The organism is Luteimonas terrae (genome assembly GCF_004358165.1).
GTDB lineage: Bacteria > Pseudomonadota > Gammaproteobacteria > Xanthomonadales > Xanthomonadaceae > Luteimonas > Luteimonas terrae.
Map to the genome: position 1 here is coordinate 32,409 of NZ_SMTG01000006.1, position 19,981 is coordinate 52,389.

21 protein-coding genes are annotated in these 19,981 nt (G+C 69.5%); 11 read left to right on the forward strand and 10 right to left on the reverse strand.

The genetic code is table 11. The features are described 5' to 3' along the window. The first annotated feature begins 1 nt into the window (after position 1). From E2F49_RS13710 to E2F49_RS13725, 4 genes are all read left to right on the forward strand, one after another. The gene (locus E2F49_RS13710) at positions 2–550 is read left to right on the forward strand and encodes a DUF1415 domain-containing protein (RefSeq protein WP_133394406.1); all 549 of its coding nucleotides are present in this window, start codon (positions 2–4) and stop codon (positions 548–550) included. A gap of 170 nt (positions 551–720) precedes the next feature. Further along, positions 721–1,737, forward strand: coding sequence for a cation diffusion facilitator family transporter (locus tag E2F49_RS13715; RefSeq protein WP_133394407.1), 1,017 nt, complete (start codon positions 721–723; stop codon positions 1,735–1,737). Next, the gene (locus E2F49_RS13720; protein ID WP_133394408.1) at positions 1,737–2,030 is read left to right on the forward strand and encodes an ArsR/SmtB family transcription factor; all 294 of its coding nucleotides are present in this window, start codon (positions 1,737–1,739) and stop codon (positions 2,028–2,030) included. The genes E2F49_RS13715 and E2F49_RS13720 overlap by 1 nt, the downstream gene beginning before the upstream one ends. A 106-nt stretch (positions 2,031–2,136) precedes the next feature. Continuing rightward, positions 2,137–2,505: a lysozyme inhibitor LprI family protein gene (locus tag E2F49_RS13725; protein WP_165971243.1), complete on the forward strand. Its 369-nt coding sequence runs from the start codon at positions 2,137–2,139 to the stop codon at positions 2,503–2,505. A 43-nt stretch (positions 2,506–2,548) separates the two neighbouring features. Here E2F49_RS13725 and E2F49_RS13730 read toward each other — a convergent pair whose 3' ends face one another. From E2F49_RS13730 to E2F49_RS13740, 3 genes are read right to left on the reverse strand one after another with little or no spacing between them, the layout of a single operon-like run. Then, positions 2,549–3,247 carry an HAD family hydrolase gene (locus tag E2F49_RS13730; protein ID WP_133394410.1) on the reverse strand — a complete coding sequence of 233 codons (699 nt, stop codon included), beginning with the start codon at positions 3,245–3,247 and terminating at the stop codon, positions 2,549–2,551. Continuing rightward, on the reverse strand, positions 3,244–3,948 hold the full coding sequence (locus E2F49_RS13735) for a pseudouridine synthase (protein ID WP_133394411.1): 705 nt from the start codon (positions 3,946–3,948) through the stop codon (positions 3,244–3,246). Before E2F49_RS13735 ends, E2F49_RS13730 begins: the two co-directional genes overlap by 4 nt. After that, on the reverse strand, positions 3,945–4,982 hold the full coding sequence (locus tag E2F49_RS13740) for a class I SAM-dependent methyltransferase (RefSeq protein ID WP_133394412.1): 1,038 nt from the start codon (positions 4,980–4,982) through the stop codon (positions 3,945–3,947). The genes E2F49_RS13735 and E2F49_RS13740 overlap by 4 nt, the downstream gene beginning before the upstream one ends. A gap of 183 nt (positions 4,983–5,165) precedes the next feature. Here E2F49_RS13740 and E2F49_RS13745 point away from each other — a divergent pair, with 183 nt between their 5' ends. Then, positions 5,166–5,423 carry a hypothetical protein gene (locus E2F49_RS13745; protein ID WP_133394546.1) on the forward strand — a complete coding sequence of 86 codons (258 nt, stop codon included), beginning with the start codon at positions 5,166–5,168 and terminating at the stop codon, positions 5,421–5,423. A 39-nt stretch (positions 5,424–5,462) separates the two neighbouring features. On the opposite strand, the gene E2F49_RS13750 is transcribed toward E2F49_RS13745, so the two are convergent. Continuing rightward, positions 5,463–7,991: an ABC transporter permease gene (locus tag E2F49_RS13750; protein ID WP_133394413.1), complete on the reverse strand. Its 2,529-nt coding sequence runs from the start codon at positions 7,989–7,991 to the stop codon at positions 5,463–5,465. Further along, positions 7,988–8,725: an ABC transporter ATP-binding protein gene (locus E2F49_RS13755; protein ID WP_133394414.1), complete on the reverse strand. Its 738-nt coding sequence runs from the start codon at positions 8,723–8,725 to the stop codon at positions 7,988–7,990. The genes E2F49_RS13750 and E2F49_RS13755 overlap by 4 nt, the downstream gene beginning before the upstream one ends. A gap of 71 nt (positions 8,726–8,796) precedes the next feature. On the opposite strand from E2F49_RS13755, the gene E2F49_RS13760 reads away from it, so the two are divergent. Together E2F49_RS13760 and E2F49_RS13765 are read left to right on the forward strand one after the other, a co-directional pair. Next, complete coding sequence (locus tag E2F49_RS13760) at positions 8,797–9,474, forward strand: arylesterase (RefSeq protein WP_133394415.1); 678 nt, start codon at positions 8,797–8,799, stop codon at positions 9,472–9,474. A 281-nt stretch (positions 9,475–9,755) separates the two neighbouring features. Next, a complete protein-coding gene (locus E2F49_RS13765; protein WP_055251874.1) occupies positions 9,756–10,268 on the forward strand; it encodes a fasciclin domain-containing protein in 513 nt (170 codons plus the stop codon). A gap of 52 nt (positions 10,269–10,320) precedes the next feature. On the opposite strand, the gene E2F49_RS13770 is transcribed toward E2F49_RS13765, so the two are convergent. The 3 genes from E2F49_RS13770 to E2F49_RS13780 all read right to left on the reverse strand — a co-directional run bounded on the left by E2F49_RS13770 (position 10,321) and on the right by E2F49_RS13780 (position 12,798). Continuing rightward, the gene (locus tag E2F49_RS13770) at positions 10,321–11,040 is read right to left on the reverse strand and encodes a M23 family metallopeptidase (protein ID WP_133394416.1); all 720 of its coding nucleotides are present in this window, start codon (positions 11,038–11,040) and stop codon (positions 10,321–10,323) included. 3 nt (positions 11,041–11,043) lie between these two features. Beyond that, the gene (locus E2F49_RS13775) at positions 11,044–12,063 is read right to left on the reverse strand and encodes a L,D-transpeptidase family protein (RefSeq protein WP_243713610.1); all 1,020 of its coding nucleotides are present in this window, start codon (positions 12,061–12,063) and stop codon (positions 11,044–11,046) included. 78 nt (positions 12,064–12,141) lie between these two features. Further along, positions 12,142–12,798, reverse strand: a complete 657-nt coding sequence (locus E2F49_RS13780) for a murein L,D-transpeptidase catalytic domain family protein (protein WP_133394417.1) — start codon at positions 12,796–12,798, stop codon at positions 12,142–12,144. 148 nt (positions 12,799–12,946) lie between these two features. Here E2F49_RS13780 and E2F49_RS13785 point away from each other — a divergent pair, with 148 nt between their 5' ends. The 4 genes from E2F49_RS13785 (at position 12,947) to E2F49_RS13800 (ending at position 16,366) form a co-directional block, all read left to right on the forward strand. Further along, a complete protein-coding gene (locus tag E2F49_RS13785; protein ID WP_133394418.1) occupies positions 12,947–13,336 on the forward strand; it encodes a GntR family transcriptional regulator in 390 nt (129 codons plus the stop codon). Next, complete coding sequence (locus E2F49_RS13790; protein ID WP_425481388.1) at positions 13,333–14,262, forward strand: ABC transporter ATP-binding protein; 930 nt, start codon at positions 13,333–13,335, stop codon at positions 14,260–14,262. Before E2F49_RS13785 ends, E2F49_RS13790 begins: the two co-directional genes overlap by 4 nt. Then, positions 14,259–15,704, forward strand: coding sequence for a hypothetical protein (locus tag E2F49_RS13795; RefSeq protein WP_133394419.1), 1,446 nt, complete (start codon positions 14,259–14,261; stop codon positions 15,702–15,704). Before E2F49_RS13790 ends, E2F49_RS13795 begins: the two co-directional genes overlap by 4 nt. 98 nt (positions 15,705–15,802) lie before the next feature. Then, positions 15,803–16,366, forward strand: a complete 564-nt coding sequence (locus E2F49_RS13800) for a DUF3016 domain-containing protein (RefSeq protein WP_133394420.1) — start codon at positions 15,803–15,805, stop codon at positions 16,364–16,366. 198 nt (positions 16,367–16,564) lie between these two features. Here the strand turns inward: E2F49_RS13800 and betT are convergent, their stop codons facing one another. Both betT and E2F49_RS13810 read right to left on the reverse strand, forming a co-directional pair. Continuing rightward, positions 16,565–18,574, reverse strand: a complete 2,010-nt coding sequence (gene betT, locus E2F49_RS13805; RefSeq protein WP_133394421.1) for a choline BCCT transporter BetT — start codon at positions 18,572–18,574, stop codon at positions 16,565–16,567. Positions 18,575–18,708: 134 nt separating this feature from the next. Next, entirely contained in the window at positions 18,709–19,803 is a 1,095-nt protein-coding gene (locus E2F49_RS13810) for a hypothetical protein (protein ID WP_133394422.1), read from the reverse strand. Positions 19,804–19,981 lie beyond the last annotated feature (178 nt).

The following is a 19,981-nucleotide window of genomic DNA, read 5'->3' on the forward strand; positions in this document are numbered from 1 at the left end:
GATGGTCCCGAGCGCCGACCCGATCGCCGACACCCGCCTGTGGCTGGAGCGCGCGGTGATCGGGCTGAACCTGTGCCCCTTCGCCAAGGCGGTCATGGTCAAGGACCAGGTGCGCTTCGTGCTGAGCGATGCGACCACGCCCGAGGCGCTGCTCGAAGTGCTGGGCGAGGAACTGCTGCGGCTGCGCGACACGGCGCCGTCGCAGATCGACACCACGCTGATCGTGCATCCGCAGGTGCTGGGCGATTTCCTCGAATACAACGATTTCCTCGACGAAGCCGACGGCCTCATCGAGGCGCTGGAGCTCGATGGCGAGCTGCAGATCGCCAGCTTCCATCCCGACTACCAGTTCGCCGGCACCGCGCCCGACGACATCGGCAACTACACCAACCGGGCGCCGTACCCCACGCTTCATCTGCTGCGCGAGGAGACCGTGGCGCGCGCGGTGGACGCGTATCCCGAACCGGACCGCATCATCGACCGCAACCTGGCGACGCTCGAGCAGCTCGGACACGCCGGCTGGGCGCGGCTGTTCACCGCGGCGAACTGAGCTGATCCTTCTCGACCGCGGCCTGTCCCCGGTGTGGGAACGCGCTCGCGCGCGAAGGGCCCTCCCGGCAAAGCCCCTCGCGCGCAAGCGCGCTCACACCGGGGCATGGCGGCCGAGTTGATAAATAAACATATGTTTATACAATGGCGGTCACCGAGGACTCCGCCGCCATGCCGCACGACCACAACCACGATCACGACCATGCCCACGACCACGGCGCCGGGCACAGCCACGCGCCTTCGGTCTCGGCCGCCAATGAACGGGGGGTGCTGACCGGCTTCGCGCTGACCGCGGGCTTCATGCTGGTCGAGGTGGTCGGCGGCGTGCTGTCGAACTCGCTGGCGCTGATCGCCGATGCCGGCCACATGCTCACCGACGCCGCCGCGCTGCTGCTGGCCTGGGTGGGCTTCCGCATCGGCCGGCGCGCATCGGACGCGCGCCGGACCTTCGGCTACATGCGCTTCGAGGTGCTGGCCGGTCTGGTCAATGCGGTCACGCTGTTCGGCCTGGTGCTGTGGATCGTCTGGGAAGCGATCCAGCGCCTGCGCGCACCGGGCGAGGTGCTGGCCGGACCGATGCTCGCGGTCGCCGTCGTCGGCCTGCTGGTCAATTGCCTGGTGTTCTGGATCCTGCATCGCGGCGACCAATCGCACGTCAACATCAAGGGCGCCACCCTGCACGTGCTCGGCGATCTGCTCGGCTCGGTCGCGGCGATCGTCGCGGCGCTGGTGATCCACTTCACCGGCTGGATGCCGATCGATCCGATCCTCTCGGTACTGGTCTGCCTGCTGATCCTGCGCAGCGCCTGGTCGCTGCTGCGCAATGCCTTCGACATCCTGATGGAAGCGGTGCCGCCGGACATCGACATCGCCACCGTGCGCGCGCATCTGCGCCAGACCGTGCCGGGCGTTGCGGACGTCGACCACGTCCATGTGTGGTCGATCACCTCCGGCAAGGTCCTGGCGACGCTGGAACTCACGCTGGCCGACGAGGCCCATGCCGCACGCGTGGTGCCGGCGGTCAAGCGCGCGCTCGCCGAGCGTTTCTCGATCGGCCACGCGACCGTCGAAGTCGTGCACACGCCGCAGGCGCAGTGCGCGCTGGAGCGTCGCGGCAGGCACACGCACCATCACCACGATCACGACCACGCCCACGACGGCCCGCACGGACCGGAGCGCGCGCGGTGATGGCCGTCAACGATGCGCGGCTGTCGATCCTCGCCGAAACCTTCAAGCTGCTCGGAGATCCCACCCGCCTGCGCGTGCTGCTGACCTGTCTCGACGGTCCGGTCGCGGTCGGCGAGATCGCACGTCGCACCGGCGCCTCGCAGCCGCTGGTCAGCCACCACCTGCGCCTGCTGCGGGGTGCGCGACTCGTGCGCGGTGCGCGACAGGCGCGACAGGTGCTGTACGAGGCCGACGATGCGCACGTGCGCGACATGCTGCGCGACATGCTCGACCACGCCGGGGAGCATGCCTGAGCACCGGGCGCACGTTCACGTCGACGGCAGACGCCGTGCCCACACTGCGCGTATCCAGAGCCTCCGGGGGCATCGCATGTCGAGACCAGTTCGCACCGTTTTTCCGATGCTGCTGTTGGCCATCGCCGCGATCCCGAGCGCACACGCGGCCGCCGACGAGGCCTCGGCCGGATTCACACGGTGCATGGAGGCCGCAGAGGGCGTGACCGTCGACATGCTCAACTGCATCGACGCCGAAACGGTGCTGCAGGATGCGCGCCTCAACAGCGAGTACCGGCGCACGCTGGCGACGCTGACGCAGGAACGGCAAGCCCAGCTGCGTGCCGTACAGCGCGTGTGGGTGCAGTTCCGCGACGCGAACTGCAGCTTTCTGGCAGACCCGGACGGCGGCACGCTGCACACGGTGCTGTCGGTCGATTGCAGGCGACGCATGACGACCGAACGCGCTAGCGAGCTGGCCGACCTGCGACGCTGAGCACGCACCGCGTGCGTCGCGTCGCGCGGATCCAGCCCGTTGCTCAGGCGGTTCGCGCCGTTCCCGGCAGCCAGGGTACGAGCAGGCCGCGCACCACGTCCAGCGACTCGACGATGCGATGCCCCAGCGCGCGTACCGTGTCGTCCGGCGTCAGCAGATCGGGCACCTGGATCGCGGTCATGCCGGCGGCCAGTGCGGCGCGCACGCCGGTCGGAGAATCCTCCAGCACCAGGCATTGCGCCGGAACAACGCCGAGACGCTCGGCCGCGAGCAGATAGACATCCGGCGCGGGCTTGGGCGTGGCGACGTCGCTGCTGGTGCAGACCACATCGAAATGCGACAGCAGTCCGGCCGCGGCGAGTTTGCGCTGCGCCAGTGGCGACCGCGTCGAGGTTGCGACCGCCCGCGGCACGCCGTGCGAGGCCAGCAGCTCCAGCAGCGCGACGATGCCCGGACGATGCGGCACACCGGCTTCGGCGACCGCGACATAACGCGCATGCCCGTCCTCGAGCAGCGCGTCGGCCGCGGCCGCGCCGATCTTCTCACCGAGACGCGCACGACACACGGCGTCGGTGTGGCCGATCAGGCACAACCACCAGTCCGGATCGATGTCGGCGCCATGCTCGGTCGCCGCGGCGCGCAATGCGTCGAGGATCGCGCGCTCGGAATCGAGCATCAGCCCGTCCATGTCGAAGATCACCGCCGCCGGACGGAACGGCAGCGGCGCGATCTCCACGCTCATCCGGCGTCCATCAGCGCCGCGAGATCAGCCGCGTCCAGCGCACGCCAGTCGCCCTCGGCCAACCCATCCAGTGCCAGCCCGCCTACACGGCTGCGATGCAGCGCGACGACGTGGTTGCCGGTCGCCGCGAACATGCGCCGCACCTGGTGGTAGCGGCCTTCGGTGAGGGTAAGGCGCGCGTGCGTCTCGTCGATCACCTCCAGCGCCGCGGGTTTCAGCGGCGTTGTTTCCGACTCCAGCATCAGCGTGCCGCTGGCGAACAGCGTAGCCTCGTCGCCGCGCAGCGGCTGCGCCAGCATTGCCTCGTAGACCTTCGGCAGCGCGGCCTTCGGCGAGATGATCCGGTGCAGCAGCTGGCCATCGTCGGTGAACAGCAGCAGCCCGCTGGTCTCGCGGTCCAGCCGCCCCACCGTCGACAGCACCGGCGCGCGCAGGCGGAATCGCGGCGGCAGCAGGTCGTACACCAGCCGGCCGGTGTCCTTGGTCGAACACGTGTAGCCGGCCGGCTTGTGCAGCATCAGCGCCAGGCCCTGCGGCGGGTCCAGCGGTTCGCCGTCGACCCGCACGTCGTCATGGCCGACCTGGTCGTCGGCATACAGCACGTCGCCGGCGGCATCGGTGACCCGGCCCTCGCGGAACATCCAGGCGACCTGCTTGCGGCTGCCGTAGCCGAGATTGGCGAGCAGTTTGACCAGCTTCATCGCGGCTGCTCCGCGTGCACGATCTTGAAGCCCGCCATCGCCGCGACCTCGCGCACCTGCGCGAAGCGCGCGCCGAGGATTTCTTCGTAGGGCAGATGCCGGTTGGCGACCAGCCACAACTGACCGCCCGGCTTCAGCGCGCCGGCCGCGGCCGCGATGAAGGCACGTCCGATGTCGGGCCGTTCGCTGCGACCCTGGGCATGGAAGGGCGGATTGCTGACGATGGCGTCGTAGCGGCGCGACAGGCCACGCGTCACGTCGGCCCACTGGAAGTCCAGCGTCACGTCGTCGCGCAGACCCGTGAGGTTGCGGCGTGCCAGCGCCAGCGCGCGGCCTTCGGCCTCGACGACGTCCAACGCGCGGATGCCCGCGCAGCGTTGCAGCAGTTCCGCCGACAGGAATCCGTAGCCGGCGCCGAGATCGGCGACGTGGCCCGACAGCGTGTCCGGCAGTTGCGCGGCCAGCAGTGCGGATGCCGGGTCGATGCGATCCCAGGCGAACACGCCGGGCCGGCTGACGAAGCGGCCGCCGAGAATTGCGCGCGGCGCGTCGAGCGCGGCCCAGCGTGCGAGCAGCGCGGTGTCGGCGCGATCGTCGCGCTGCGCCCAGAACACGCGGCACTTGTGCTTGCTCTGCACGGCGATGTTGCCGGCGAGTCTGGCCAGATCGTCCTGCGACGATTTCGCGCCCTCGTCGTTGGCGACACTCGCGACGACCCAGCCGCCCGGCGCGGTCGCCTGCAACGCGCGCGCCAGTTCGGCGCGCGCCTCGTCGCGCTGTCGCGGGGGCAACACGAGGACCAGCAAACGCTGCGGCAGCGCGTCTTCCGGGTCGACCGGCAAGGTCTCGAAGCCGGCGCGCTGCAGCTCGGCGTGCGCCGGCGCGAAACTCTGCGCGCACAGCAATCCGGGCCAGCGACCGCCGGTGGTCGCCACGCCGGCCCGCGCACGCAGGAACAGCGCGCCCTCGGACGGCCACGGCAGCAGGCGCTGCTCGAACGGCAGGAACAGGGCATCGAGGGCGGGATCGGACATGCGGATCGAAAAGCGTCGAAGGCGGCCGCGCATTCTACCGGGGCGACTCCGGCGTCCCGCAGACGCGCTTGCCGTCACGGATCGGACCGGACGCACGCTTGGGCAACATCCCATTGATGTTTCGCCAACATCCGCGCCGCCACGATGACCGGCATCCCCCGAACCGAGGAGTCCGCAATGCCCATCCATGCCCTGTTCGTCGGCGGCACGATCGACAACAGCGAACTCGATCTCGACGGTCCCGAGCCGCCGGTCCGCTATCCGCCCGACACCGGCGGCGGCCAGTCCCGCTACCGCCTGCACGCGATCGGACGTCGCGACGACGAAGTCGTCTACGCCGTCTACGGCGGGCCGGACATCGCCCATGAAGAGGTCCAGCGCATCAGCGAGGAGCGCGATTACGCGCGCCGCTTCGAGGCCAGCGAGACGATCGTCGGCTGATCCACCGCGCGCCCGGCCTCGATCGCCGGGCGCGCATTGTCATTCCTGCAATGCGCGCAGCGTCACCGACGGCGGCGCATCGAGCACGCGGCGCGTGGCCCATAGCCCGGCGAGCAGAGTCATCAGCACGCCGATGCCGCCGCCGACCGCGGCCAGGGTCCAGTTCGGCGTCCACGGCAAATCGAACACCTGCACCGCGATCACGCCGGCCAGCACCGACGCCGCGATGGCCGCGACCAGGCCCGCGAGCAGGCCGATCGCCGCGAATTCCGAGGCCTGCGCGAGCCGCAACTGCGCCCGCTTGCCACCGAGCACCCGCATCACGCCGCCTTCCAGCAGACGCTCGTCCTGGCTGGCGCTGACCGCCGCCAGCAGCACCAGCACGCCGGCGGCGAGCGAGAACCAGAACACCACCTGCACCACCGTCGACACCTGGTCGGCGGTGCTGCGCACCTGGGTCAGTACCGCGTCGATGTCGACGACCGAGAGGTTCGGGAACTGCTGCACGAGATCGGCGGTGAACCGCGGCCGGTCGGGCGGCACGCGCACGGCTGTGATGTGGCTGGCCGGATACGCATCCAGCGCGCCGGGCGAGGCGACGACGAAGAAGTTCGGCCGGAAACTCTCCCACTCGATGCTGCGGAAACTCGTGATCGGCGCCTCGAAGCGCTGGCCGGCGATGTCGAAGGTGATGCGGTCGCCGAGCTGCCATCCCAGATCCTTGGCGAAGCCTTCCTCGACCGAGATCTCCGGCGTCGCCGGCGCCGTGTCGCCCCAGAAGGTGCCGGCGGTGACGCGGTTGTCGTCGCGCAGATCGCTTTGCATCGACAGGTTGAACTCGCGCTCGGCGCGGCGCTGCGCCTGCCTGTCCTGCGCCTCGTCGCCGGTCCTGTCGGCGTAATCGGCGCCGGTGACCGGTGCGCCGTTCCGCTCGATCAGGCGCGCGCGGATCATCGGGAACAGCACCGGCGGCTCGACCGACTGCGACGCGATGAAGTCACGCACCGGGTCGAGCTGGTCGGGCTGCACGTTGATGATGAAGCGGTTGGGCGCTTCCTGGCCGAGCGCGAGCTGCCAGCGGTCGAGCAGATCGGTGCGCACGAAGGTCAGCAGCAGCAATGCCATCAGGCCCAGGCCCAGCGCGGTGACCTGGGCGACGCTGGTGCCGGCGCGCCGGCTCACGTTCGCCAGGCCGTAGCGCAGGCTGCCGCGCAGCCGCGTGCGCAGCGCGCGCACCAGTGCGATCAGCCCCCAGGCCAGCAGTGCGAGCACCGCGAACGTCGCGGCGATGCCGGCCAGCATCGCGCCGCCCAGCGTCGCCGAGCCGGCCTTCCACCACAGCAACGCGGCGAGACCGACGAAGCCGGTCGCACCGACCAGCCATGCGCTCGGTTCGAAACCGCCGAGATCGCGCCGCAGCACGCGCAACGCCGGCACGCGGCGCAATGCCAGCACCGGCGGCGCACCGAAGGCCATCAGCACGACCAGGCCCACGCCGTAACCCTGCAGCGCCGGCATCAGGCCCGCGGCCGGAATCGACAGGCCCAGCATCGATTCGAGCCAGCGACCGACGCCCCACTGCAGACCGAACGCGATCACCACGCCCAGCGTGCAGGCCATCAGTCCGAGCAGCAGCAGTTCGCCGACGTGGATGCCGACCAGCGTCCGCTGCTGTGCGCCCATGCAGCGCATCACCGCAACCGACGACAGGTGCCGCGCCGAGTGCTGGCGCGCGGCCATCGCCACCGCCACCGCAGCGAGGATCACCGAGACCAGCGCGGCCAGACCAAGGAAACGGCCGGCGCGGTCGAGCGAGGAGCGCACTTCCGGGCGCGCGTCGCTGATCGTCTCGACGCGCTGACCGCGACCGAGCTGTTCGCGTGCGACACGCGCGAAGCCGTCGACCGCGTTCGCGTCGCCGGCGATGACGAGCCGGTAGCGGATGCGGCTGCCCGGCTGGATCAGCCCGGTGGACTCCAGATCGGACAGGTGCAGGAAGACCTTGGGCGCGACGTTGAAGTAGTCGATCGACGCGTCGGGTTCCTGCAGCACCAGCGCGGTCAGCCGGAAGCTGCGGTTGCCGAGCGTGACCGTGTCGCCGACCGATGCGCCCAGCGTGTCGGCACCCGCGCGGCTCATCCACGCGGTGCCGGCCTCGGGCACGGCCTCGGCGTCGCGCTCGACGCCATCGGCGCCGGCGATGCGGAAGCTGCCGCGCAGCGGAAAGCCGTCGCCCAGCGCGCGCACGTCGCCGAGCTGCAGGTTGGCGGTCTCGCCCGCGCCGACGCGGATCATGCTGTCGAGTTCGATGGTGTCGACCGACTGCAGACCGGGCGCATTCGCCGCGTCGCGGATCGCGCCAGCGATCGGCGCATCGCCGCGCACGACCGCATCGCCGCCCAGCAGGCGGTTGGCCTCGATCGCCAGCGCGCGCTCGGCGCGGTCGGTGACGAAGCCGACCGCGGTGACCGCGACGACGGCGAGCACGAGGGCCGCGAACAGGATGCGGATGTCGCCGGCCGCGAAGTCGCGACGCAACTGGCGCCAGGCCAGGCCTGCGGTCCTCATGCGGCGACGGCCTCGTCGGCGACTAGACGGCCGCTGTCGATGCGCAGGCGGCGCGCGCAACGCGCGGCGAGGCGGTCGTCGTGCGTCACCAGCACCAGCGTGGTCCCGGCATCGGCATTGAGCGCGAACAGCAGGTCGACGATCGCCTGTCCGGTCGCGGTGTCGAGATTGCCGGTGGGCTCGTCGGCGAACAGCAGCGAGGGCCGGGTCACGAAGGCACGCGCAAGTGCGACGCGCTGCTGTTCGCCGCCGGAGAGCTGACGCGGGTAATGGCCGAGGCGTTCGCCCAGACCGACACGCGCGAGCACATCGCGCGCCGGACCTTCGACATCGCGATCGCCGCGCAGCTCCAGCGGCAGCATCACGTTCTCGAGTGCGGTCAGCGACGGCAGCAGCTGGAAGCTCTGGAACACGAAGCCGACCTTCTCGCCGCGCACCTGCGCGCGGCCGTCCTCGTCGAGCGTGGAGATCGGCGCGCCGTCGAGCAGCACGCGGCCCGTGCTCGGCGTGTCGAGTCCGGCCAGCAGCGACAGCAGCGTGCTCTTGCCCGATCCCGACGCGCCGACGATGGCGACGGTGTCACCGTGCCCGACGCGGAAGCCGACGTCCTGCAGGATCGTCAGCGGCCCCGACGGCAGCGCCACCTGCTTGCCGAGCCCGTCGACGTCGAGCGCGTCGGCGGTGGTGAGGCGGGGCGTGCTCTGCTCAGCTTGCGTGGGGCGTCCGTCGTGCATATAGATCCTTCGCTGTTTCGAATCGCCGGCCTGCCGTTGCGGCAACGCCGGATCAACCGGAGACGTGGGTGATGACACTGGGAACTGCGGCCGTGCGCCGCCGGATGCAAGCGCAGGTCGCGTGCTGGATGCTGGCGTGTCTGCTGGCCCTCCCCGTTCTAGCACAGGCGCAAGCGGCGCAGACCGTGCCATCGGGCGAGGCGAAGACGGTACTGGTCATGGGTGATTCACTCTCGGCGGGCTACGGCATGGCGGCGTCCGAAGGCTGGGTGTCGCTGCTGCAACAGCGCCTGCAACGCGAAGCACCGGGCTGGCGCGTGGTCAATGCGAGCATCTCCGGCGAGACCAGCGCCGGGGGTGCTTCGAGGATCGTCGAGGCCGTGGTCCGCGAGCGACCCGAGGTGGTGATCATCGCGCTGGGTGCGAACGATGGCCTGCGCGGACTGCCGCTGGCCGATGCGCGTCGCAACCTCGCGCGCATGATCGGCGCGTCCCAGCACGTCGGCGCGAAGGTGCTGCTGGTCGGCATGCGCATGCCGCCCAATCTCGGCGCGGACTACACACGTGGCTTCGAAGAGAACTACCGCCTGCTGGCGAAGACCTTCGACACCGCGCTGCTGCCGTTCCTGCTGGAACCGGTCGCGACCGACCGCGCCAACTTCCAGGACGACAACCTGCACCCCACGGTCGCCGCGCAGCCGAAGATCCTCGACCACGTCTGGCCCGCACTGCGCCCGCTGCTCGACTGAGCGGCGCAGGAACGGTTCGGGAAGATCACCGTGGCGTGATGCATCCGCTGGCGGCGTCGCCCGCGTAGACGTCGCGAGCCCGTGCATCCGCACGGCGCCAAGCCCGTCTCCGGACGACACGAGGATCCGTCATGAAGCACACCCTGCTCTCTGCTGCCCTGCTCGCCAGCTTCGCCCTGACCGCCTGCCAGAAGGAGGCCCCGGCCGACACCGCCGCGGTCACGCCGCCGGCCGAAACGCCTGCCACCGCGCCGATGACGCCTGCCCCCGCCGAGCCGGCGATGGGCGCCGAAGCCGATGCCACCGCACAGACCGAGAATCCGATGGTCGGCGGCGCGCCGATGTATGCCGACCGCGACATCGTGACCAACGCCTCGGCCTCGCCGGAGCACACCACGCTGGTCTCGGCCGTGCAGGCTGCCGGTCTGGTCGACACCCTGAAGGGCCCGGGCCCGTTCACCGTGTTCGCTCCGACCAATGCCGCGTTCGCCAAGCTGCCGGCGGGCACCGTCGACGGCCTGCTGGCGCCGGACAAGAAGGCCGACCTGACCAAGGTGCTGACCTATCACGTGGTACCGGGCAACATCGACGCGGCCGCGCTGACCCAGCAGATCCAGGCCGGTGGCGGCACCGCGATGCTCAAGACCGTCGAGGGCGAGTCGCTGACTGCCAAGGCGGACGGCGGGACGGTCACCCTGACCGACGCCAAGGGCAATGTGGCCCGCGTGACCACGGCCGATGTGCGCCAGAGCAACGGCGTGATCCACGTGATCGACACGGTGCTGATGCCGTAATCGCATCGACCTGCAGCAAGCATGAAGGCGGCCTCCGGGCCGCCTTTTTGCGTCAGGGTGTCGTCGGGGCCGGGCGCTGCAGCAGCGGGTAGGGATTGACCGGCTCGCCGGTCCACCACTGCTTCTCGGGCGTGAGGCGGAAGATCGCGAAGTGCAGATGCGGCGCGGCGGGGTCCGCGTTGCCGGTGCTGCCGACGGTGCCGAGCACGTCGCCGCGCCGTACGGGCTGGCCCTCGACGATGCCCGGCGCATAGGCCTGCAGATGCGCGTAGTAGTACGCGTACGTGCCGGTCGGCTCGAACTGGTAGATCGTCAATCCACCGCGATCGCTGGTGAACAGTTTTTCGATCGTGCCGTCGGCCACCGCCAGTACCGGCGTGCCGGCCGGCGCCATGATGTCGAGCGCCTCGTGCCGGCGTTCGCTGCCGCGCGCGTCGTCGAAGGTGTCGTGCAGCGCGGCGAAGTCGACGCCCTGCACCGGCACGAGCAGATCCGTCGGCGGCGCACCGGTCGAAGTCGCCGGTGACGCAGGTGCAGGAGTCGGGGGTGCTGCAGGCGCGGCCGGCGTGGCCTGGGACGTCGGGGACGGCGACGCCCGCGTCACCGCAACCGCATCGTCGGGGAATGCAGGCGGCGCCGACGTCACCGGCTGCGCCGCCAGGCCGTCACCCGTCGTGCGCTGCACCAGCGGCCCGTCCTGCCAGACGAACCAGGCGACGTTGACCAGCAGCAGCACCGCGATCAGCGCGATCCAGATGCCCGGCCGTTTCATCGGTCACTCCTCCAGCACGGCGGTCGTGCCCGGCTTGACCACCTCGGCAACGCGACGTGCGCTCCAGTTGGTCATGCGGATGCAGCCGTGGGACTGGGTCTTGCCGATGTTCTGCGGCTCGGGCGTGCCGTGGATGCCGTAGTGGGGTTTCGACAGATCGATCCACACCGTGCCGACCGGATTGTTCGGTCCCGGCGGCAGCGTGGCCTTCGAATGCGCGGCGTCGGCATCCCAGAACAGGTCGGGGTTGTAGTGGAAGGTCGGATCGGTGGCCACGCCCTCGATCTTCCATTCGCCGATCGGCAACGGGTCGCGCTCGGTGCCGGTGGACGCCGGGAACTGCGCATAGGTCTTGCCCGCCGCGTCGACCAGACGCACGACCGAATCCGACTTGCTCACGACGACCCGCGCGGGCTCGGCCAGTGGCGTGGCTTCGGCGACATTCGGCACCACGATGCGCGTGCCGGCCTTGAAGTCGCTGCCCGGGTTGAGCCTGCGCAGCAATGCGGGAGATGCGTGGAAGCGCTCGCCGAGCGCCTCGACGACGTTCTCGAAACCCAGTGCCTGCTGTTTTGCCTGCGCCATCATGTCGTCGGGCACCGGTTCGAAGGGGCCCGCGACATCCTCGGCCGTCAGCGTGTGCGCCACCAGCGCCTGCACGCCCTCCCCGGTCAATGCGTCCCAGGTGCCGGTGTCGAGTTCGCCGCTCGTCTCGAGGCCGCGGAAGCGCTGGTAGGCGGCAATCGCACGCGTGGTGTTGGTGCCGCCGCGGGCGTCGATCTCGCCCGGCGAGAAGTGCGCGCGATCGAGCAGCACCTGGGCGCGCAGCATCGCGGCGTCGCCCGCATCCAGCTCGGCGTCATTGACGGTCTCGGCGGTCAGCGCCGTCCCTGCATCCGCCGACCGGGTGGTCGCGTCATCGGCGGACGCGGCGCCGGTCTGTGCGAACGCAGGCACGGCCATTGCGCACAACGCGAGCGCGCACGACAGCGCGAGAACATCGGGAATCCGGCGGACGGTCATGGCGCGCTCCTTGGGCGGTAATGCGCCGCATGCTCCGGACCGCGATGCGCCGGCTGCGTGAAGCCGCCCGCGGAGTGTTCAGCGTGCGGGGCAGTGCAGGAACGTCGACGTGCGCAGCCATGCCGGATCGTCGGCATAGGCGAACAGCAACTGTCCGTCCTTGAGGTCGTCGATGACCTCGCGCGCGACCGCACTGCGCACGGCCGGGCAGCCCCAGCTGCGACCCAGCCGGCCCTGGCGGCGCGCCTGAGCCGGGTCCACGTAGTCGGCGCCGTGCATCACGATCAGGCGTTCGCGGGCGCGGGCGTTGATCCCCGGCTCCAGACCATCCATGCGCAGCGAATAGCCGTTCTGTCCGGTGTAGGTCTCGGCCATCGCGAACAGCCCGAGGCTCGACTGGTAGCTGCCTTCGACATCGGAGAACACCGTGGGCACGTTGCCGCCGCTGCCCCGCCCGTGTGCGACGTGTTCGGCATGCAGCAGGCGCCGCCCGTCGACGTCGAACACCCACAGGCGCACCTCGGTCGAGGGCCGCGCGTAATCGATGACCGCAAGCCGCGGTCCGACCTCGCGATCGCGCGCTGCGCAGTCGCGCGCCTGCAATGCCATCGCCAGCACCTTGCGGTCTAGCGCGGGGGCGAGTGCGGACAGGCGCGACAGCAGGTCGTCGGCGCGCGCGAGCGGGGGCGCGAGCAGCGCGATGACCAGCAGCAGGCCTGGCAGACGGAGCGACATGCCGCACAGCCTAACGCCGCGCCACCACGCTGGCGGTACAGACGCAAGACCACGGGGCGGGACCCGCGCCTCGCGGAGCCGAACGGACCTGCAATGCGTGCGCCGAAGCGCTTGACTCCCGCTCAAGTGTATTGTTGTATTGATACACATGGACGCAAGCCTGCTCTCGATCCAGCCCAACGCCCCGGAACCGCTGTACCGGCAGATCACCGGGCAGATCCGGCGCCTGGTCGCAGGTGGCCAGCTGCGGGCCGGCCAGGCCCTGCCGTCGGTGCGGGAGGTGGCCGGACTCCACGCGATCAACCCGATGACCGTGTCCAAGGCCTACAGCCAGCTCGAAGCCGAAGGCCTGCTGGTGCGGCTGCGCGGCAAGGGCATGGTCGTCGCCGATCTGGCGACGCCGCCCGACCTCGTCGCGCGCTGGGCACTGGTCGACCCCGCACTCGACGCCCTCGCGCGGCATGCGCGCGAACTCGAACTCCCGGCCGACGCCCTGCTCGACCGGCTCAAGACCCGCCTCAAGGAGGACCTGCCATGAACGCGATGCTCGACCGTTCCGCCGTCGCCGCTTCCAACCCCGCCGCCGCGCCCGCGACCGCACCGCTCGCCGCGAACGGCCTGATCAAGCAGTACGACCAGACGGGCGTGCTCAAGGGCGTGTCGCTGGCCGTCGAGCCGGGCACGGTGCTCGGTCTGATCGGCCGCAACGGCGCCGGCAAGAGCACGCTGATCCGCGCGATGCTCGGTCTGATCGAACCCGACGCCGGCACCGCGACCGTCTGGGGAGAGTCGGCGCTGCGCATGGGCGATGCGGTCAAGGAACGCCTGGGTTACGTGCCCCAGCAACCCGAGGCGATGGCCTGGCTGCAGGTCGGCGAGATGCTGGATTTCATCGGCCGCTTCTACCCGCGCTGGAACGCGGCCTACGTCGACGCGACGCTCGAGCGCTGGCAGCTGCCGCGCAACCGGCTGCTGGCGAAACTCTCGCCCGGCGAGCGCCAGCGCGTGGCGATCATCCGTGCACTGGCATCGCAGCCGGAACTGCTGGTGCTCGACGAACCGGCCTCGGCGCTGGACCCGGTCGGTCGCCGCGAACTTCTGCGCGAGATCGCCTCGCGTGCCGGCGACTCGGGCACCACGGTGCTGTTCTCGACCCACATCGTGTCGGATCTCGAGCGCGTCGCCTCGCACGTCGCCTTCCTGCACGAGGGCCGCCTGCTGCTGCACAGCGAGCTCGACAGCCTCAAGGAGCGCAACCTGCGCCTGCACGTGCCCGAGGCGGTGGCCGCGCAACTGCGCGAGGACGTGCCCGGCGAAGTCTCGCGCCGCCCGCATCCCTACGGCGGCCTGTCGATCACCGTGCTGCGCGGCGAGGGTGCACCGTGGCCGGATCTGGTGCAGGTGCCGGGCGTACGTGCCGAGGCCCTGCCGCTGGAGGATCTGTTCATCGAGGTGTCGGCATGAACGCGGTGGCGGTGTCGGCACCCTCGCGCGGCCTGTTCGGCGACACGGGCGCGGCGCTGGCCGCCTGCACGTTGCGCCGGCACCGGTTCCTGATGGGCATCGTCTACTGCGTCCTGCTGGGCCTGGGCGCGCTGCTGGGTGCAGTCGGCCCCACAGGCTCGGAGTCGCGCGCCGATGGGCTGGGCTTCTTCGTCCTGGTCGCCAATTTCTCGATCTGGGCGGGATGGTTCGCGAGGCTGTTGCTGTTGCAGAGCACGGCCTCCCGCCTGAGAGCGCCGGGCGTCACGGCGGCGGTCCGACGGGCGCTGCTGTGGGCCGCGCTGGTGACGCTGGTCGTGCCCGCGACCATTCTGTTCTCCGTAGGCGTACCGACTTCGGTCGCGTTGGGCGCGCCGCTCCTCGGCGTGCTCGGTGGCCTGCTGTTCTCGGTCTTGCCTGCGCCAGCCGCGTTCGCGTTGCTGGTGCTCCCGGGTCTGGCGCAGATGTTCTCGTCGTATCTGCCGCCGATGCAGCCGTGGCATCTGGCGGCCGCGACTGCAGCAGGCGCGATGGTGCTGGCTGTCTGCGTCCGCAGCCTGCTGCGCGCGCGGGATCCGGAAGCGATTCCCGCCTGGCGTCGCCCGCTCATGCTGCAGGCACCTGCCGGCATGGTCGTCTGGACCGATCCGAAGAGCGCCGCAGTACACGATGCCCCGGCCATCCACGACGGCTGGATGGTGGCGATGCCACGGCCGGATCACGCCGGCCCGCACGCACCGCGCGCGGCGATCGATATGTTGCTTGCCGGTCCGATGGGCTACCTCGAGCGACGCGCGACCTGGAAGCAATGGGGATTCATGATCCTGGCCATCGCGGTGCTGATGATGATCCCGTTCCGGGGTGACACGCCCCTGATCCGGAACGCGCTGCTCGTCGGCGTCGTCGTCGGACTGCTCGCGAGCGGCTGGACACTGGCCCTGCGGCTGGAGCGGCAACGTCGCCGTCTTTCTGCAGAACTGTCCGAGCTCGCGTTGCTGCCGGGCCTGGGAACGCCTGCGCAAGCAGGGGCCCGGATGCGGCACAGCGTGATGCGCCGGCTCGGTCAACTGATGCTGTTCGCCTTCGCGGGTCTGCTGCTTCTTGCCTGGATGCGTGGACTCGCGTGGCCGCATGTCGCCCTGCTCCTGGGCATGCTGGCCGGCACCGGCGCGGCAAGCCTGCTGATGTGCGCGACGGCAGTGTCCGGAAGCACCGTCGCCAGCGTGCGCATGTTTCTGCTCATGTTGCCGCTGATGATCGCGGCGGCCGGAACGCTGATCATCGCGATGATCCGCATTCCGCTGGACGGCCAGGGGCTGATCTGGACCGTGGTTTGGACGATCCTGACTGTCGCCTACGGCGTCGCCGCTCTCGTTCCGTTGCGTCGCAGCCGCGCCCGGCCCCATGCCTTTCTGCTCGACTGAACCCGATGTCTTGATTGCCGGTTAAGCCCGCCCGGCGCATGCTCGGATTCCAGTCCACAAGCGCCGTGCGGGCCGCCGCACACGAGGGAGTCATCGCGATGCACCGCCGTTCCCTGCCCCTGCTGCTCGCCGCCGCGCTCACTGCGCTCGCGGCCCCCGCGTTCGCCGCCCGCAACGTCACCGATCCGGATCTGCCCCGCAGCCTCGGCGGCGACAGTCCGGTCGCCGTGCAGTGGACCGATCCCGAAGCCTTTTCCGACATCCGCAACAGCGGCAACCGCTGGGAGGCGCGACGCGGTGACTGGGTCGAGCAGATCGCGCGCTACGTGCGCCAGCGCGCGGAGCGCGAATTGCCGGCCGGCTCGACGCTCGACGTGACGATCCGCGACATCCGTCGCGCCGGGATGTACGAGCCCTGGCGCGGACCGCAGATGGACGATGTGCGGGTGATCAAGGACCACTATCCGCCGCGGATCGATCTCGATTTCGTCCTGCGCGACCCGGCCGGCAACGTCGTCGCCGAGGGCGCCCGTGAGCTGCGCGACATGGGCTTCATGAACCGCGCCGGCGTGGCGATGAACAGCGATGCGCTGCGCTACGAGAAGCAGCTCATCGACGACTGGCTGCGACGCGATCTGCGACAGGCGATGGCCCAGCGCTGATCGCCCCGTACGAGAACAAAAGGCCGCACATGCGCGGCCTTTTGTTTGCGTCTCCTGGCGCGATGCCTACCGCCCTGTGGGAGCGCGCTCGCGCGCGAGGGCTTCTCCGGCCAAACGCTTTCGCGCGCAAGCGCGCTCCCACAGAAGCGGAGCGGCGAAAAAAAAGGCGGCGCATCCGCGCCGCCTTTTCCTGACAACTCAGCGCACCACGTTGAGGAAGTGGATGTGCCGCTGGTACTGGTCGAGCACGTCGTGGATCAGCTCGTCCTTGCGCCAGCCCATAACGTCGTAGTCCTGGCCGCCTTCGCGCAGATGCACTTCGGCGCGGTAGAAGGTATCGCTCGCCTTCCGGCGACGGCGCGGATCCTCGAACATGAAGCTCGGCGGCTCGTAGGGAATCGGACGCACGGAGTAGAAGAAGTCCATCTCCTCGCCGTGGCCGACCTGCAGCCACACGCGGCCGTCCTCGCCGGTGTCGACCGTGACATCCAGCGCCTGCTTGCGCAGTTCGGTCGCCACATCCTCGAACGCCGGCTTGACCTGCGACTGCAGGAACGCCAGCACTTCCTTCTGCAGCGGATGGTGCGCCAGCGCCTTCAGGCGTGCGCGCCAGTCACCACCACCACCGGCCACCGGCGCCAGGCGTGCGTCGCGGATGCTGGTGCGCTTGACGACTTCCAGGCGCATCGCTTTCACCATGCCCCAGCACATCAGGATCATGACCACCGTAAACGGCAAGGCACTGGCGATGGTGCCCGCCTGCAGCGCCGACAGACCACCGGCCAGCAGCAGCGCGATCGCGATCGCACCCACCAGCAGCGCCCAGAAGATGCGCTGCCACACAGGCGACTCTTCCTCGCCCTTCGACGAGAGCATGTCGATCACCAGCGCGCCGGAGTCGGCCGAGGTGACGAAGAAGATCACCACCAGCAGCGTGGCCACGGCCGAGGTCACGGTCGCCAGCGGGTAGTCCTCCAGGAACTGGAAGATCGCCACCGAACTGTCCGCGGACACCGCCTGTACCAGCGACTGGCTGCCTTCCACCATGACCTGGTAGAGCGCGCTGTTGCCGTAGATCGTCATCCACAGGAAGGTGAAGCCCAGGGGCACCAGCAGCACGCCGACGACGAACTCGCGGATCGTGCGGCCGCGCGAAATGCGCGCGATGAACATGCCCACGAACGGCGACCAGGCGATCCACCAGCCCCAGTAGAACAGCGTCCAGCCACCGAGCCAGGTCGGGCGCTGGTCGTAGGCGTAGAGGTTGAACGTCATCGAGAACACGTTGGAGATGTACATGCCCGTGTTCTGCACGAAGGCCTGCAGCAGATAGACCGTCGGGCCCATGACCAGCACGAAGGCGAGCAGCGCCACCGCAAGGATCATGTTGAGCTCCGACAGTCGGCGCACGCCCCGGTCCAGGCCGGTGAACACCGAGCCGGTCGCGATGAGGGTGATGACCGTGATCAGCACCACCTGCACGCCGGTGCTGACGGAGACGTCGAACAGATAGTTCAGACCCGCATTGATCTGGATCACGCCCAGCCCCAGCGAGGTCGCCAGGCCGAAGATCGTGCCCAGCACCGCGAAGGTGTCGACCGCATGGCCGATCGGTCCGTGGATGCGCTCACCGATGATCGGGTAGAGCGAAGAGCGGATACGCAGCGGCAGATTGTGGCGGTAGGCGAAGTAGGCCAGCGACAACGCGACTACGGCGTAGATCGCCCAGGCATGGATGCCCCAGTGGAAGAAGGTGATGCGCATCGCCTGGCGCGCTGCGGCAACCGTTTCGGCATCGCCGACCGGCGGGTCGGCGTAATGCATGATCGGCTCGGCCACGCCGAAGAACATCAGGCCGATGCCCATGCCGGCCGCGAACAGCATCGCGAACCAGGTCGCGTAGTTGTAGTCGGGGCGGCTGTGGTCCGGGCCGAGTCGCAACCTGCCGAACTGGCTGATCGCGATGCCGATGATGAAGACCAGGAAGCCGGCGACCGCCAGAATCGTGAACCAGCCGGCCTCCTCGGAGACCCACGCCTTGGCGCGGTTGAAGACCGTCTCGGACGCCTCCGGCGCGATGAAGGACATCGCGACCAGCAACAGCACGATCGCCGCCGAGGGATAGAACACGGGACCGAGGATGCGCGAGTGCCAGCGTTCTGGCGGCGCGGCCGGATCGGTGTCCGGACGCACGGTGGAATCGTTCATGGGAAGTCCTCTTGGCAGGCGGCGACAGCGCAACGCGATGGAGCCTGCGCCGAGAGCTGCTGCAGCCGGGTGAAAAGCGCCGGCGCGTGCCGGCGGTACGACGGAATGCCCGGCCGGAACGGCCGGGCACGCGATCAGAAGTAGAAGCCGATGTTGACGTTGAGTCGCGAGTGCCAGCCGTCGTTGGCCGGATCGCGCACGCCGATGCCGGGGCCACCGGCGAACCACATGTTCTTGCCGGCGATCCAGTCGACGTAGGTCAGCATCGGCCCCTTGCCGAAGCTGCAGCCGGTGACGTTCTGGATGGAATCGCGCAGACCGGGGTCGCTGCGCACCGGCAGCGTCGCGCTGGCGTTGTTGTAGCAGGTGATGCTGTCGAACCAGCCGGTGCGCTGGACGTCCCAGGCGACGTTGAACGTCGGCACGTCGGCCTGCGAGGCGATCTCGAACGGGAACATGAAGGCCGACATCGCGATGCGCGACTCGGGATTGTCGTAGCGGTAGCGCGCCCACTGCGCCTGCAGCGTGAGCGGACCGCGCACCCACTGACCGTGGATCGCGGCACCGGTGTGGTCGTGCTTGCCGCCGTCGAGACGGTTCTCGATGCGGCCCGCGAAGGCCGACGCGCCCCAGGTCGTCTCCCAGCCGTTCGCTTCGCTGCTGTGCTCGTAGCGCACGATGCCGCGCTCGCGTTCGCGGTACGGCAGATCCTCGGTGGTCGCCACGTCGAAGGAATAGCGATCGTAGTTCGCGCCGGTGCCGTACTCGTCGCCGGAGAACACGCCCGCGTGCCACTGGTGGGCGCCGGACTGGCGCTGCCAGACGACGCCGAGGTCGTAATCGTCCTCGATGCCGAGGTAATAGCCCGAACCGAACCAGAAACTGTGCGAAGCCGTGGGCAGCAGACCGAACGGCACCTGCTGGATACCGGCGCGGATGTCGGACGTCGCACCCTCGCTGCCGTCCTCAAGCTTCCAGCCCGCGTAGGCGTGGTGCACGGCGTCGAAACCGTCGTACCAGCGGTATTGCAGCGAGAAGAACGCAGGACCGGCGTTGCCGCGCGCATCCACCCTCAACAGTTCGAGTTCGGGCCCGCTGCTGGGGCCGTAGTCGAGCCATCCGTAATTGAAGCGGACAGCGCCGCCGAGTTCGAAACCGGGTGCGTCATCGGCGCCATCTTCAGCCGACACCACCGGGGCCGCAGCCACCAGCACACCACACAACAACATCCTGAAACCGCGCGAAATCACGACGGGTCTGCCCTCCTCGAGAAACTCGTAAATGCAATGCAGACCGACCATCTTAACGATCCATGCACGCGGACCCAAACCCTGGCGCCTTTGAAATGTCCGAAAACGCCGGGAAAAACACGGGTTTCATCACCACAAGGAATATGCAACGCGCACG